We start from the raw sequence: 13,973 nt of genomic DNA, 5'->3' as shown, positions 1-13,973 counted from the left end.
ATGACGCGATATGCTTTACTTGTTCGGGGCATTAATGTCGGTGGGAAGAATAAGGTTGCTATGGCGCAACTTCGTCAAGAATTGACAGAGTTGGGACTGGAAAAGGTTGAAACCTACATCAACAGTGGCAATATTTTCTTTACTTCGACAGATGCCAAAGCCCAATTGGTTGAAAAGTTAGAGGCTTTCTTTGAAATCCATTATCCATTTATTCAGAGCTTTTCTTTACTGAGTTTTGAGGACTTTGAAGAGGAACTTGAAAATCTGCCTGAATGGTGGACCAAAGATTTGGCACGAAAGGATGTGCTCTTCTACACGGAGAGCTTGGATGTGGATCAAGTCATAGAGAAAGTGAACAGTTTGGAACTGAAAGATGAAGTGGTTCATTTTGGAAGACTTGGGATTTTCTGGGGGAAGATCTCTGAAGAATCTTACTATACAACTGCCTATCACAAGTACTTGCTCAAGATGCCTTTTTATCGCAACATCACCATTCGCAATGCAAAAACCTTTGATAAAATCGGTCAAATGCTAAAAAATAATAAAGGAGACACATAATGACATTTTTAGATAAGATCAAGGAAACAGCTGCTTTCCTGAAAGACAAGGGAATCCAAGCGCCTGAGTTCGGTCTAATCCTTGGATCAGGACTTGGAGAATTGGCAGAAGAAATCGAAAATCCAGTTGTAGTAGACTATGCAGACATTCCAAACTGGGGCCGTTCGACAGTAGTTGGTCACGCTGGTAAATTGGTATATGGTGACCTTGCAGGTCGAAAAGTCTTGGCTCTTCAAGGTCGTTTCCATTTCTACGAGGGAAATCCTCTTGAAGTCGTGACTTTCCCAGTACGTGTGATGAAAGTTCTCGGATGTGAAGGTGTCATTGTAACCAATGCAGCTGGAGGTATTGGATTTGGTCCTGGTACCTTGATGGCTATCTCAGACCATATCAATATGACGGGGCAAAACCCATTGATGGGTGAAAACTTGGATGATTTTGGTCCACGTTTCCCTGATATGTCAAAAGCCTACACACCAGAATACCGTGCTACTGCCCATGAAGTGGCTAAAAAACTCGGTATCAAGCTTGATGAAGGTGTCTATATCGGTGTAACCGGTCCGACTTATGAAACACCTGCAGAAATTCGTGCCTATAAGACATTGGGGGCAGATGCAGTTGGTATGTCCACTGTTCCTGAAGTTATTGTGGCTGCCCACTCAGGCTTGAAAGTTCTCGGTATTTCATGTATCACTAACCATGCTGCTGGTTTCCAAGAAGAACTCAACCACGAGGAAGTTGTGGAAGTGACAGAGCGTGTCAAAGGCGACTTCAAAGGCTTGCTTAAAGCTATTATTGCTGAATTGTAATGTCATGAGAGTTCACTTTATTTTACATGAGACATTTGAGGTTCCAGGCGCATATCTAAAATGGGCTATAGAACGAGGTCATCAAATTACATCAACAAAGGTTTATGAAAAAGAACCTCTTCCTGAAACAATTGACGGGATTGATTTTCTGATTGTCATGGGTGGTCCTCAATCACCTGATGAGGATAGAGAAAACTTCCCATACTATGATCCAAAGGCTGAGCTTGCTTTTATGAAAGAAGCGATTGCTGCAGATATCTATATTGTTGGTGTCTGTCTTGGTGGGCAACTCCTATCTGTTGTCTATGGTGCGAAGTATGAACATAGTCCAGAGCGCGAGATCGGCGTTTATCCTGTGACATTGACGATGCAAGGTCTAACAGATCCTCATGTCAGCTTGTTCGGAAAAAACATAGAAACCGGCCACTGGCACGATGATATGCCAGGGCTGACAGATGAAGCTGTCGTCTTGGCGACCAGTCAAGGTTGTCCACGCCAAATTATTCGCTTCAGTCCCAAACATTATGCCTTTCAGGCTCATTTGGAATTTGATCCAGACGCAATAGAGTTATTGATTGCTGCGGATGGTGAGGAGAAATTAAGAGAGCAAAGTGAAAAGTTGCCTTTTGTTCAAACACCAGAAGAATTACGTGGAAACGATTATTCTGAAATGAATGCAAAACTGTATGCATTTTTAGATTCATTGGTAAACTAGGAACTACAGAAATCCAGAGTATCTGAGCTATAGTCAAACTCGGGCTAATTGTTCTGTGAAATATTTAATTTTAAAATCAAGAAAGAAAGGATGGGTAAACCGTATTTGCTGAACTGAATACGGGCGGAGAACTGTGTAAAAAAGATAAACTGTCTAGCATCTGTGATGCGTCGTCAGTTTCCTATTTTTACTTTGTTCACTGTCGCTATCCTAAATATACAAAAAGAAAGGTAGAGTGAAGTGTTCTGATTTGAACACGAGCGGAAACTTTTCTAAAAACATTGAAAGGTAGGGTAGTTTGGTTTTGAATTGAACCCGAGCTATTCTCCTATTTATCATCAAAATCAAGAAAGAAAGGAATTGAACCCACCCTAAAAGCAGTGGGAAAAAGATAGTTGGTCTAGCGAGCATCGCTCACTGCGCCCAACTCCTATTTTCCCTTCGCTTTTTGACGGGTTTGGTATCTTATATTATGTCTATCCATATTGCTGCTCAGCAGGGTGAAATTGCTGATAAAATTCTTCTTCCTGGGGATCCTCTTCGTGCGAAATTTATTGCGGAGAATTTCCTTGAAGATGCTGTTTGTTTTAACGAAGTGCGTAACATGTTTGGCTACACTGGTACTTACAAGGGTCATCGTGTATCGGTCATGGGAACTGGGATGGGGATGCCATCCATTTCGATTTACGCGCGTGAGTTGATTGTGGACTACGGTGTGAAAAAATTAATCCGAGTGGGAACTGCGGGTTCGTTAAACGAGGATGTTCATGTCCGTGAATTGGTTTTGGCGCAAGCAGCTGCGACCAACTCAAACATCATCCGCAACGACTGGCCACAGTACGATTTTCCACAAATCGCAAGTTTTGACTTGCTAGACAAGGCCTACCATATCGCCAAAGAACTTGGTATGACAACCCACGTTGGGAACGTCTTGTCATCTGATGTCTTTTACTCAAACTACTTTGAAAAGAACATAGAACTTGGTAAATGGGGAGTTAAAGCTGTCGAAATGGAAGCAGCAGCACTTTACTACTTGGCTGCCCAACACCACGTCGATGCACTTGCTATCATGACCATTTCTGATAGCTTGGTCAATCCAGATGAAGACACTACGGCAGAAGAACGCCAAAATACCTTCACAGATATGATGAAGGTTGGTTTGGAAACTTTGATTGCAGAGTAAACAGAGAATAGCTTTTCAATTACATTAGTTACAAGAACGGTTGTAAGTGATTTATTTTCAATATCTTAGCAATGATAAAGAAAGAGTTGAAAATCCAACTATTGATTTTCAACTTTTTTAGAACTCAGCTTAGGGAGAAATGTGATGGATAAAATAGAACTATTACAAGATTTGATTGATAAAAGCCACAGAATAGTCTTTTTCGGAGGAGCAGGAGTGTCAACCGAGTCTAATATCCCAGATTTTCGTAGTTCAGATGGTGTTTATAGTCATCAGTTAGGCCGTCATTTTACGGCAGAGCAACTCGTTTCTCGGACCATGTTTGAGCGCTATCCAGAAGATTTTTTTGACTTCTATAAAAAATACCTGATTTATCCAGAAGCCAAGCCTAATGCTGCTCACGCTTATCTAGCTGCTTTGGAAAAGACAGGTAAGCTAAAGGCTGTTGTGACACAAAATATCGATAGTCTTCATGAAATGGCTGGCTCCCAAAAGGTCTTTAAATTGCATGGGAGTGCGGACCGGAATTACTGCCTAGGTTGTCAACGTTTCTATGACTTAACTGCTTTTCTTGCCCTCGAGGGACCGGTTCCCCACTGCTTAGACTGTGGCAAGGTGGTCAAGCCTGACGTGACCTTGTATGAAGAATCACTTGACATGGATGTTTTTAGCCAAGCTGCACAAGCTATTCGGCAAGCTGACTTGCTGATAATTGGTGGGACTTCCTTGGTTGTTTATCCTGCAGCTAGCCTAGTAAACTATTTTTCTGGAACAAATCTGGTCCTTATCAATAAAACCAGTATTACACAAGACAGCCAAGCTACATTGGTTATTGAAGGCAAGATTGGGGAAGTCTTTTCGAAATTGAGACAATAAAAGAATTTTAGAAGATAGCAACAAAACCTTGTTACTTGAAAGAGAAAACTATCTCATTTATTGACCACTATCTCGCTCTTTGAGTGTTATTAAAAACTTGCAGAGAAAATCAAAATACCTTCACTGATATGATGAAGGTTGGTTTGGAAACCTTGATTGCAGAGTAAAATGTAAAAGAAAATCCTGATTTCAAGTGGAATCAGGATTTTTTCATAGATGCGATTTTTTCTGGGTCTGGTGTGACACGGAGGGTCTTTTGTCCTGTGTAGGTTACAAAGCCAGGTTTGCCACCAGTTGGTTTATTGAGTTTCTTGACTTCAATCATATCCACTTGCACGAGATTTGACAAGCGACCTTTGGAGAAGTAGGCAGCTAATTCAGCCGCATCTGTCTTGACTTCGTCAGAAGGATTGAGATTTCCTGAGATGACGACGTGGCTTCCAGGGATGTCCTTGGCATGGAACCAGAGTTCTTCCTTGCGGGCCATTTTAAAGGTCAATTCCTCGTTTTGCAGATTGTTTCGTCCAACATAGATGATGGTCTTGCCATCACTAGCCAGATACTGTTCTGGTTTTTTGCGCTTGTGGATTTTCTCTCGCTGTCTTCTACGGATAAAGCCTGTTTGGATCAGTTCTTCACGGATTTCAGCGATTTCTTCCAGTCCAGCTTGGTTGAGCACAATCTCGACACTTTCCAGATAAAGAATGGTTGCCTTGGTTTCTTCGATCAACTCAGTCAGGTATTTGACAGCTTCTTTGAGTTTCTGGTAACGTTTAAAATAGCGTTGGGCATTTTGGCTGGGACTCAAGGCCTTATCAAGCGCGATGGTGATAGGTTGATTGGTGTAGTAGTTGTCCAAGGTAACCTGATCTTGGTCATTAGGCACTTGGTGGAGGAAGGTTGTCAACAATTCTCCTTTTTGGCGAAATTCTTCAGCATTGTCTGTCGCTAGTAACTCTTTTTCTTGTTTTTTCAGCTTATGGCGATTTTTCTGAAGTTCATTTTCAACACGACGAATCAGTTCGCTGGCTTGCTGTTTGACGCGATCGCGTTCAGCCTTGTCCTTATAGTAGGTATCCAGCAAGTCAGAAAGGCTGGTAAAAGGCTCTCCCACCTGATTTGCAAAAGGAACTGGGCTGAAAGAAGTCTCCGTTAGGAAAGGCTTGGTTTCTTGCCCGAAGAAGTTTCGGAAAGTAGACAGTTTATCACTGACAAGAATGTTTTCCAATTCATTTGCCGTATCACGTCCCAGACCTTGAAAGAGACTTTGAAGATTTTTTGCTGTTAGTTCTTGGGTTTGCAAGATTTCAAAAAGTTTTTCATCCTGGATAGTAAAAGGGTTGCGGGATTCGGTACTTGGGGGAGCGATATAGGTCGATCCGGGGAGCAAGGTGCGGTAGCTGTTTTGTGAAAAACCAACGTGTTTGATGACTTCGAGGATTTTATGGCTACTTTTATCTACGAGGAGAATATTACTGTGTTTACCCATGATTTCGATAATCAAGGTAGCCTGGATATGATCTCCAATTTCGTTTTTATTGGAAACCGTGATTTCCACGATACGATCATTTTCGACTTGCTCAATCGACTCAATCAGAGCACCCTGCAAATACTTTCTCAAAACCATGATAAAAGTAGAAGGTTGGGCTGGATTTTCAAAAGTCGTTTGGGTTAGCTGAATGCGACCAAAAACGGGATGGGCAGAGAGGAGCAGGCGATGGCTTTGGCGATTGCTGCGGATTTGCAAGACCAACTCTTGTTCAAAAGGCTGATTGATTTTTTGGATGCGACCATTGACTAACTCGCTTCGCAATTCCTCAACCATGTGGTGTAAAAAAAATCCGTCAAATGACATCGTTCTCTCCTTGTGATTGTATTCCATAGTATTATATCAAAAAGGTAGAATAAAATCATGGAAATGTGGTATAATAAAGCCAAGTAAAGAGAATCGAGAAGTACATGTATATTGAAATAGTAGATGAAACTGGTCAAGTTTCACAAGAAATCTTGCAACAAACCCAAGAAATTTTGGAATTTGCAGCCCAAAAACTCGGAAAAGAAGACAAGGAGATGGCCGTCACTTTTGTGACCAATGATCGTAGCCACGAACTCAATCTCGAGTACCGTGATACAGATCGTCCGACAGATGTCATTAGCCTTGAGTATAAACCAGAGTTGGACATCTCCTTTGATGAGGAAGATTTGCTTGAAAATCCTGAATTGGCAGAGATGATGTCTGAGTTTGATGCCTATATTGGGGAACTGTTCATCTCTATCGATAAAGCGCATGAGCAGGCTGAGGAATACGGCCACAGCTTTGAGCGTGAGATGGGCTTCTTGGCAGTACACGGCTTTTTACACATTAACGGCTATGATCACTACACTCCGGAAGAAGAAGCGGAGATGTTCGGTTTACAAGAAGAAATTTTGACAGCCTATGGACTCACAAGACAATAAACGAAAATGGAAAAATCGTGACCTGGTATCTAGTTTAGAATTTGCTCTTACAGGAATTCTGACTGCCATCAAGGAAGAACGCAATATGCGAAAACATGCAGTGACGGCTCTAGTAGTTATCTTTGCAGGTTTTGTTTTTCAGGTGTCACGAATCGAATGGCTCTTTCTCCTGATGAGCATTTTCTTGGTAGTAGCCTTTGAGATTATTAACTCTGCTATTGAAAATGTGGTGGATCTAGCCAGTCACTATCACTTTTCTATGTTGGCAAAGAAAGCCAAGGACATGGCAGCAGGTGCCGTGCTAGTGGTCTCTCTTTTTGCTGCGGTGACAGGTGCACTTATCTTTCTCCCACGCATTTGGGATATACTATTTTAAACACTAAGAGGAAATTATGACATTTAAATCAGGCTTTGTAGCTATTTTGGGACGTCCCAATGTTGGGAAGTCAACCTTTTTAAATCACGTCATGGGGCAAAAGATTGCCATTATGAGTGACAAGGCGCAGACAACGCGCAATAAAATCATGGGGATTTACACCACGGATAAGGAGCAAATCGTCTTTATCGATACACCTGGGATTCACAAGCCAAAAACAGCTCTTGGCGATTTCATGGTGGAATCTGCCTATAGTACTTTGCGTGAAGTGGATACTGTTCTATTCATGGTGCCAGCTGATGAGCCACGCGGTAAGGGCGACGACATGATTATCGAGCGTCTGAAAGCTGCCAAGGTTCCTGTGATTCTGGTGGTGAATAAGATTGACAAGGTTCATCCAGACCAACTTCTGGCTCAGATTGATGACTTCCGTAACCAGATGGACTTTAAGGAAATTGTTCCTATCTCAGCCCTTCAGGGAAATAACGTTTCTCGTCTAATCGATATTTTGAGTGAAAATCTGGAGGAAGGGTTCCAGTATTTCCCATCTGATCAAATCACTGACCACCCTGAGCGCTTCTTAGTATCAGAAATGATTCGTGAGAAGGTTCTTCATTTGACACGTGAAGAAATTCCACACTCAGTTGCCGTAGTGGTTGACTCTATGAAACGGGATGAAGAGACAGACAAGGTTCACATCCGTGCAACCATCATGGTGGAGCGAGATAGCCAAAAAGGTATCATCATCGGTAAAGGTGGCGCCATGCTTAAGAAAATTGGGACCATGGCCCGTCGTGATATCGAACTCATGCTAGGGGATAAGGTTTTCCTAGAAACTTGGGTCAAGGTCAAGAAAAATTGGCGTGATAAAAAGCTAGATTTGGCTGACTTTGGCTATAATGAAAAAGAATACTAAGTAGAGGTGGGCTCATGCCTGCTTCTTGTTTTTACAGAAGGAGGACTCATGCCTGAATTACCTGAGGTTGAAACGGTTCGTCGTGGCTTAGAAAAATTGATTTTGGGAAAGAAGATTGCTAATGTAGAAATTGCTTATCCCAAGATGATCAAGACGGATTTGAAAGAGTTTCAAAAGGAAGTGCCAGGTCAAGTAATTGAGTCCATGGGGCGTCGTGGAAAATATTTGCTTTTCTACTTGACAGACAAGGTCTTGATTTCCCATCTGCGGATGGAGGGAAAGTATTTTTACTATCCGGACCAAGTTCCAGAACGCAAGCATGCCCATGTTTTCATTCATTTTGAGGATGGTGGAACTCTTGTATATGAGGATGTGCGTAAGTTTGGCACCATGGAACTATTGGCGCCTGACCTTTTGGATGCATACTTTGTATCTAAAAAACTAGGGCCTGAGCCAAGAGAGCAGGACTTTGATTTGCAGGTCTTTCAAGCTGCTCTATCCAAGTCTAAAAAGCCTATCAAATCCCATCTCCTAGACCAGACCTTGGTAGCTGGCCTTGGCAATATCTATGTGGATGAGGTTCTCTGGCGAGCTCAGGTTCATCCAGCTAGACCTTCCCAAACTTTGACTGCAGAAGAAGCGTCAGCTATTCATGACCAGACTATTGTTGTTTTGGGTCAGGCTGTTGAAAAAGGCGGTTCCACCATTCGGACCTATACCAATGCCTTTGGGGAAGACGGAACCATGCAGAATTTCCATCAGGTCTATGATAAGACTGGGCAAGCGTGTTCCCGCTGTGGGACAATGATTGAGAAATTCCAGCTCGGTGGAAGGGGCACTCATTTTTGTCCTCAGTGTCAAAGGAGGGGCTGATGGGAAAAATCATCGGAATCACAGGAGGAATTGCTTCTGGTAAGTCAACTGTGACAAATTTCCTAAGAGAGAAAGGTTTTCAAGTGGTGGATGCTGATGCAGTCGTCCACCAACTACAGAGACCTGGTGGTCGTCTTTATCAGCTCTTAGTTCAGCACTTTGGTCAGGAAATCATCCTTGAAAATGGAGAACTCAATCGCCCTCTCCTGGCTAGTCTCATCTTTTCAAATCCTGAGGAGCGGGAATGGTCTAAGCAAACCCAAGGGGAGATTATTCGTGAGGAATTGGCTGCACTGCGAGACCAGTTGGCTCAGACAGAAGCGATTTTTTTCATGGATATTCCCCTACTTTTTGAACAGAACTACAGTGCCTGGTTTGATGAAACATGGCTGGTCTATGTGAACCGTGATGTTCAGGTGGAACGTTTCATGAAACGGGATCATCTTTCTAAGGAAGTAGCAGAGTCCCGTTTGGCTGCCCAATGGTCTTTAGAGAAAAAGAAAGATTTTGCCAGTCATGTTCTAGACAACAATGGCAGTCGTGATCAGCTTGTGGCTCAAGTAGTGAAGTTACTTGAAGGAGGCGATAGCTGTGCAAGAGATTAGTTGGAAAGAGAATCTTCGTGTCGCCTGGTTCGGTAGTTTTCTAACGGGAGCCAGCATTTCCTTGGTCGTTCCTTTCATGCCTATCTTTGTAGAACAGTTGGGAATTGAAGGGGACCAAGTTGCTTTCTATGCTGGATTAGCCATCTCAGTTTCGGCTGTTTCAGCAGCTCTAGTTTCTCCCATCTGGGGTATTCTTGCTGATAAGTACGGTCGAAAACCCATGATGATTCGAGCTGGGCTTGCCATGACCATTACCATGGGAGGTTTGGCCTTTGTGCCAAATATCTATTGGCTACTCTTTTTGCGCTTGCTCAATGGTGTATTTACTGGTTTTGTCCCCAATGCAACGGCCTTGATTGCTAGTCAGGTACCTAAAGATAAGTCTGGAGCGGCTCTGGGAACTCTATCTACAGGAGTTGTTGCAGGAACACTGACGGGTCCCTTTGTTGGAGGCTTTATTGCTGAAATTTTTGGCATTCGTAATGTCTTTTTATTGGTAGGTGCTTGCTTATTTTTAGCTGCAATCCTAACCATTTTCTTTATCAAGGAAGATTTTCAGCCAGTGGCTAAGGAGAAGGCTATTCCAACGAAAGAATTATTTTCTTCTTTCAAGTATCCTAGACTCTTAGTAAACCTATTTTTGACGAGCTTTGTCATTCAATTTTCAGCTCAATCAATTGGCCCCATTCTGGCTCTCTATGTGCGGGACTTAGGGCAGACTGAGAATCTCCTCTTTGTATCAGGATTGATTGTATCCAGCATGGGATTTTCTAGCATGATGAGTGCTGGAATTCTAGGAAAACTTGGCGATAAGGTAGGGAATCATAGATTGTTAGTTGTGGCGCAGATTTATTCCGTCATCATTTACCTTCTTTGTGCCCATGCGACCAGCCCCCTTCAACTTGGCTTGTATCGTTTTCTCTTTGGTTTGGGAACAGGTGCTCTCATACCGGGAGTTAATGCCCTTCTTAGCAAAATGACTCCAAAATCAGGTATTTCAAGGATTTTCGCCTTCAACCAAGTCTTTTTTTACCTTGGTGGAGTGATCGGACCTATGGCGGGATCCGCAGTTGCAGGATATTTGGGCTACCATGCTGTCTTTTATGCGACAGCAGCCTGTGTGGCCTTCAGTTGTTTATGTAACATAGTGCAATTTAGATCATTATTAAAAGTAAAGGAAATCTAGTGCGAGTAAAAATCAATCTCAAGTGCTCCTCTTGTGGCAGCATGAATTATCTAACCAGTAAGAACTCAAAAACCCATCCAGACAAGATTGAGGTGTTAAAATATTGTCCAAAGGAAAGAAAAGTAACTTTACATCTTGAATCTAAGTAGAATTTATGGTAAAATAATAGGGATTTTAAGGAGTTTGATATGTATAACCTATTATTAACCATTTTATTAGTATTATCTGTTGTGATTGTGATTGCGATTTTCATGCAACCAACTAAGAACCAATCCAGCAATGTATTTGATGCCAGCTCAGGTGATTTGTTTGAACGTAGTAAAGCGCGTGGTTTTGAAGCTGTGATGCAACGTTTGACAGGTATTTTAGTCTTTTTCTGGCTAGCCATTGCCTTAGCATTGACGGTATTATCAAGTAGATAAGAAATGGGCAGGACTAGGTCTTTGCCTATTTTTATTTTTATACTCTTCAAAAATCAAATTCAAACCACGTCAGCGTTGGCTTGTCGTACTCCAGTACTGCCTGCGCCTAGCTTTCTAGTTTGCTCTTTGATTTTTATTGAGTATTAAATGATGTTTGAGAAGGTCTTACAGTAAAAGAAAATTAAAAAATATAGAAAGAAAACATGAAAGATAAAATTAAAGAATATTTGCAAGAGAAGGGGCGAGTGACGGTAAATGACCTGGCTCAGGCTCTCGGAAAGGATGGGTCCAAGGATTTCCGTGAGTTGATTAAAACCCTGTCTCTGATGGAAAGAAAGCACCAGATTCGTTTTGAAGATGATGGTAGTTTATGTCTGGACCAAAAGAAGAAACATGAAATTACCCTCAAAGGGATTTTTCATGCCCATAAAAACGGCTTTGGCTTTGTTACTCTAGAAGGGGAAGAGGACGACCTTTTTGTAGGAAAAAACGATGTCAACTATGCCATTGATGGCGATACCGTTGAAGTGGTCATCAAGAAAGTTGCTGACCGCAACAAGGGAACTGCTGCAGAAGCAAAAATTATCGATATCTTAGAGCATAGCCTGACGACAGTTGTCGGGCAAATCGTTTTGGATCAGGAAAAGCCCAAGTATGCGGGCTACATCCGTTCAAAAAATCAGAAAATCAGCCAACCCATCTATGTGAAGAAACCGGCTATCAAGTTGGAAGGTACTGAAGTTCTCAAGGTCTTTATCGACAAATACCCAAGTAAGAAACATGATTTCTTTGTTGCTAGTGTCCTTGATGTGGTGGGGCACTCGACTGATGCTGGGATTGACGTTCTTGAAGTCTTGGAATCCATGGATATTGTTTCAGAATTTCCAGAAGCTGTTCTCAAGGAGGCAGAAAGTGTACCAGATGCTCCGTCTCAAAAGGATATGGAAGGTCGTCTTGATTTAAGAGATGAGCTTACCTTTACCATTGACGGCGCGGATGCCAAGGACTTGGACGACGCAGTTCACATTAAGCCTTTGAAAAATGGCAATATCGAACTCGGTGTTCACATCGCGGATGTTTCCTACTATGTGACAGAGGGTTCTGCACTTGATAAGGAAGCCCTTAACCGCGCGACTTCTGTCTATGTAACAGACCGAGTGGTACCAATGCTTCCAGAGCGTTTGTCAAATGGTATCTGCTCCCTCAATCCTCAAGTCGATCGCTTGACCCAGTCTGCCATTATGGAAATTGATAAACACGGTCGTGTGGTTAATTACACGATTACCCAAACTGTTATCAAGACTAGTTTCCGTATGACCTATAGCGCTGTCAATGATATCTTAGCTGGCGACGAGGAAAAAAGACAAGAGTATCAGAAAATTGTTCCTAGTATCGAGTTAATGGCCAAGCTTCATGAAAGGCTAGAAAGCATGCGTGAGAAACGTGGTGCCCTTAATTTTGATACCAGTGAAGCTAAGATTCTGGTGGATAAAAAAGGTAAGCCTGTTGATATCGTTCTTCGTCAGCGTGGTGTTGCTGAGCGGATGATCGAGTCCTTCATGTTGATTGCTAATGAAACGGTTGCCGAGCACTTTAGCAAGTTGGATCTACCTTTCATCTATCGAATTCACGAGGAGCCCAAGGCTGAAAAAGTTCAGAAGTTTATTGATTACGCTTCGAGCTTTGGTTTGCGAATTTATGGAACTGCCAGTGAAATTAGCCAGGAAGCGCTTCAAGACATCATGCGTGCTGTTGAGGGAGAACCCTATGCGGATGTATTGTCCATGATGCTTCTCCGTTCTATGCAGCAGGCTCGCTATTCTGAGCACAATCACGGTCACTATGGACTAGCCGCTAACTATTACACTCACTTCACCAGTCCTATTCGCCGTTATCCAGATCTCCTTGTCCACCGTATGATTCGGGATTACGGCCGTTCTAAGGAAATAGCAGAGCATTTTGAGCAAGTGATTCCAGAGATTGCAACCCAGTCTTCCAACCGTGAGCGTCGTGCCATAGAGGCGGAGCGTGAAGTAGAAGCCATGAAAAAGGCTGAGTACATGGAAGAATACGTTGGTGAAGAGTACGACGCAGTTGTATCCAGCATCGTCAAATTCGGTCTCTTTGTCGAATTGCCAAATACAGTTGAAGGCTTGATTCACATTACCAATTTGCCTGAATTTTATCATTTCAATGAGCGAGATTTGACACTCCGTGGGGAGAAATCAGGCACAACCTTCCGTGTAGGACAGCAGATTCGCATTCGGGTTGAAAGAGCGGATAAGATGACAGGTGAGATTGACTTCTCTTATATCCCAAGTGAGTTTGATGTCATCGAAAAAGGCTTGAAACAAGCTGGACGCAAAGACAGAGGTCGTGGCTCAAGTCGTCGTTCGGATAAGAAGGAAGACAAGAGAAAATCAGGGCGCTCAAGTGATAAGCACAAGCATTCACAAAAAGACAAGAAGAAAAAGGGAAAGAAACCTTTTTACAAGGAAGTAGCTAAGAAAGGAGCCAAGCATGGCAAAGGGCGAGGGAAAGGTCGTCGCACAAAATAAAAAGGCGCACCACGACTATACAATCGTAGATACGCTAGAGGTAGGAATGGTCCTGACAGGAACTGAAATCAAGAGTGTACGAGCAGCTCGAATCAACCTAAAGGACGGTTTTGCCCAAGTAAAAAATGGGGAAGTCTGGCTGAGCAATGTTCATATCGCCCCTTACGAAGAGGGCAATATCTGGAACCAGGAACCTGAACGCCGTCGCAAACTCCTGCTCCATAAGAAGCAAATTCAAAAATTGGAACAAGAGACCAAAGGGACAGGAATGACCCTTGTACCCCTCAAAGTCTATCTCAAAGATGGTTATGCTAAACTCCTTTTAGGACTTGCCAAAGGGAAACATGACTATGATAAACGGGAGTCTATCAAGCGTCGTGAACAAAACCGCGACATCGCGCGTGTGATGAAAGCTGTCAACCAGCGTTAAGAAGAGGAA

At 42.7% G+C, this 13,973-nt stretch carries 16 protein-coding genes; 15 read left to right on the top strand and 1 reads right to left on the bottom strand.

Features of this window, described 5'->3' with window-relative positions; all coding sequences use genetic code 11:
- The 5 genes from ACT17O_RS06575 (at nt 1) to ACT17O_RS06555 (ending at nt 4,141) form a co-directional block, all read left to right on the top strand.
- On the top strand, nt 1-558 hold the full coding sequence (locus tag ACT17O_RS06575) for a DUF1697 domain-containing protein (protein WP_444817280.1): 558 nt from the start codon (nt 1-3) through the stop codon (nt 556-558).
- On the top strand, nt 558-1,367 hold the full coding sequence (locus tag ACT17O_RS06570; protein WP_444817279.1) for a purine-nucleoside phosphorylase: 810 nt from the start codon (nt 558-560) through the stop codon (nt 1,365-1,367). The genes ACT17O_RS06575 and ACT17O_RS06570 overlap by 1 nt, the downstream gene beginning before the upstream one ends.
- A 4-nt stretch (nt 1,368-1,371) precedes the next feature.
- Nucleotides 1,372-2,082: a type 1 glutamine amidotransferase gene (locus ACT17O_RS06565; RefSeq protein ID WP_444817278.1), complete on the top strand. Its 711-nt coding sequence runs from the start codon at nt 1,372-1,374 to the stop codon at nt 2,080-2,082.
- 472 nt (nt 2,083-2,554) lie between these two features.
- Nucleotides 2,555-3,265, top strand: coding sequence for a purine-nucleoside phosphorylase (deoD, locus tag ACT17O_RS06560; protein WP_000022091.1), 711 nt, complete (start codon nt 2,555-2,557; stop codon nt 3,263-3,265).
- A gap of 144 nt (nt 3,266-3,409) precedes the next feature.
- The gene (locus tag ACT17O_RS06555) at nt 3,410-4,141 is read left to right on the top strand and encodes an NAD-dependent protein deacylase (RefSeq protein WP_444817277.1); all 732 of its coding nucleotides are present in this window, start codon (nt 3,410-3,412) and stop codon (nt 4,139-4,141) included.
- Between the two features lie 199 nt (nt 4,142-4,340).
- On the opposite strand, the gene pavA is transcribed toward ACT17O_RS06555, so the two are convergent.
- Entirely contained in the window at nt 4,341-5,996 is a 1,656-nt protein-coding gene (gene pavA, locus ACT17O_RS06550) for an Rqc2 family fibronectin-binding protein PavA (RefSeq protein WP_444817276.1), read from the bottom strand.
- A 104-nt stretch (nt 5,997-6,100) separates the two neighbouring features.
- On the opposite strand from pavA, the gene ybeY reads away from it, so the two are divergent.
- The 10 genes from ybeY (at nt 6,101) to smpB (ending at nt 13,964) form a co-directional block, all read left to right on the top strand.
- Entirely contained in the window at nt 6,101-6,598 is a 498-nt protein-coding gene (ybeY, locus tag ACT17O_RS06545; protein WP_084851856.1) for an rRNA maturation RNase YbeY, read from the top strand.
- Nucleotides 6,579-6,974, top strand: coding sequence for a diacylglycerol kinase family protein (locus tag ACT17O_RS06540; protein WP_248023510.1), 396 nt, complete (start codon nt 6,579-6,581; stop codon nt 6,972-6,974). The genes ybeY and ACT17O_RS06540 overlap by 20 nt, the downstream gene beginning before the upstream one ends.
- 16 nt (nt 6,975-6,990) lie before the next feature.
- Complete coding sequence (era, locus tag ACT17O_RS06535; RefSeq protein ID WP_000143275.1) at nt 6,991-7,890, top strand: GTPase Era; 900 nt, start codon at nt 6,991-6,993, stop codon at nt 7,888-7,890.
- A 48-nt stretch (nt 7,891-7,938) separates the two neighbouring features.
- Complete coding sequence (gene mutM, locus ACT17O_RS06530) at nt 7,939-8,763, top strand: DNA-formamidopyrimidine glycosylase (RefSeq protein ID WP_444817275.1); 825 nt, start codon at nt 7,939-7,941, stop codon at nt 8,761-8,763.
- Nucleotides 8,763-9,368 carry a dephospho-CoA kinase gene (gene coaE / locus ACT17O_RS06525; RefSeq protein WP_444817274.1) on the top strand — a complete coding sequence of 202 codons (606 nt, stop codon included), beginning with the start codon at nt 8,763-8,765 and terminating at the stop codon, nt 9,366-9,368. Before mutM ends, coaE begins: the two co-directional genes overlap by 1 nt.
- On the top strand, nt 9,355-10,554 hold the full coding sequence (locus tag ACT17O_RS06520; RefSeq protein ID WP_444817273.1) for a multidrug efflux MFS transporter: 1,200 nt from the start codon (nt 9,355-9,357) through the stop codon (nt 10,552-10,554). The genes coaE and ACT17O_RS06520 overlap by 14 nt, the downstream gene beginning before the upstream one ends.
- Nucleotides 10,554-10,703 (top strand): 50S ribosomal protein L33, encoded by a 150-nt coding sequence (gene rpmG / locus ACT17O_RS06515; RefSeq protein WP_007519517.1) that lies wholly within the window; start codon nt 10,554-10,556, stop codon nt 10,701-10,703. Before ACT17O_RS06520 ends, rpmG begins: the two co-directional genes overlap by 1 nt.
- Before the next feature lie 39 nt (nt 10,704-10,742).
- Nucleotides 10,743-10,976 carry a preprotein translocase subunit SecG gene (gene secG, locus ACT17O_RS06510; RefSeq protein WP_000282517.1) on the top strand — a complete coding sequence of 78 codons (234 nt, stop codon included), beginning with the start codon at nt 10,743-10,745 and terminating at the stop codon, nt 10,974-10,976.
- Between the two features lie 203 nt (nt 10,977-11,179).
- Nucleotides 11,180-13,534 (top strand): ribonuclease R, encoded by a 2,355-nt coding sequence (gene rnr / locus ACT17O_RS06505; protein ID WP_444817272.1) that lies wholly within the window; start codon nt 11,180-11,182, stop codon nt 13,532-13,534.
- Complete coding sequence (gene smpB / locus ACT17O_RS06500; protein WP_444817271.1) at nt 13,497-13,964, top strand: SsrA-binding protein SmpB; 468 nt, start codon at nt 13,497-13,499, stop codon at nt 13,962-13,964. The genes rnr and smpB overlap by 38 nt, the downstream gene beginning before the upstream one ends.
- Nucleotides 13,965-13,973 lie beyond the last annotated feature (9 nt).

The organism is Streptococcus sp. HJ1 (assembly GCF_052399005.1).
Taxonomy (GTDB): domain Bacteria; phylum Bacillota; class Bacilli; order Lactobacillales; family Streptococcaceae; genus Streptococcus.
Note: the sequence above shows the minus strand (reverse complement) of the source record. Positions and strands in the feature narration are given on the sequence as shown.

Excerpts from the sequence above, each read along its gene's own strand:
- ACT17O_RS06555 (WP_444817277.1), top strand. The coding sequence starts at position 3,410 with ATGGATAAAATAGAACTATTACAAGATTTGATTGATAAAAGCCACAGA.
- era (WP_000143275.1), top strand. The coding sequence starts at position 6,991 with ATGACATTTAAATCAGGCTTTGTAGCTATTTTGGGACGTCCCAATGTT.
- mutM (WP_444817275.1), top strand. The coding sequence starts at position 7,939 with ATGCCTGAATTACCTGAGGTTGAAACGGTTCGTCGTGGCTTAGAAAAA.
- ybeY (WP_084851856.1), top strand. The coding sequence starts at position 6,101 with ATGTATATTGAAATAGTAGATGAAACTGGTCAAGTTTCACAAGAAATC.
- ACT17O_RS06570 (WP_444817279.1), top strand. The coding sequence starts at position 558 with ATGACATTTTTAGATAAGATCAAGGAAACAGCTGCTTTCCTGAAAGAC.
- ACT17O_RS06565 (WP_444817278.1), top strand. The coding sequence starts at position 1,372 with ATGAGAGTTCACTTTATTTTACATGAGACATTTGAGGTTCCAGGCGCA.
- ACT17O_RS06575 (WP_444817280.1), top strand. The coding sequence starts at position 1 with ATGACGCGATATGCTTTACTTGTTCGGGGCATTAATGTCGGTGGGAAG.
- pavA (WP_444817276.1), bottom strand. The coding sequence starts at position 5,996 with ATGTCATTTGACGGATTTTTTTTACACCACATGGTTGAGGAATTGCGA.
- deoD (WP_000022091.1), top strand. The coding sequence starts at position 2,555 with ATGTCTATCCATATTGCTGCTCAGCAGGGTGAAATTGCTGATAAAATT.
- rnr (WP_444817272.1), top strand. The coding sequence starts at position 11,180 with ATGAAAGATAAAATTAAAGAATATTTGCAAGAGAAGGGGCGAGTGACG.
- secG (WP_000282517.1), top strand. The coding sequence starts at position 10,743 with ATGTATAACCTATTATTAACCATTTTATTAGTATTATCTGTTGTGATT.
- coaE (WP_444817274.1), top strand. The coding sequence starts at position 8,763 with ATGGGAAAAATCATCGGAATCACAGGAGGAATTGCTTCTGGTAAGTCA.
- smpB (WP_444817271.1), top strand. The coding sequence starts at position 13,497 with ATGGCAAAGGGCGAGGGAAAGGTCGTCGCACAAAATAAAAAGGCGCAC.
- ACT17O_RS06540 (WP_248023510.1), top strand. The coding sequence starts at position 6,579 with ATGGACTCACAAGACAATAAACGAAAATGGAAAAATCGTGACCTGGTA.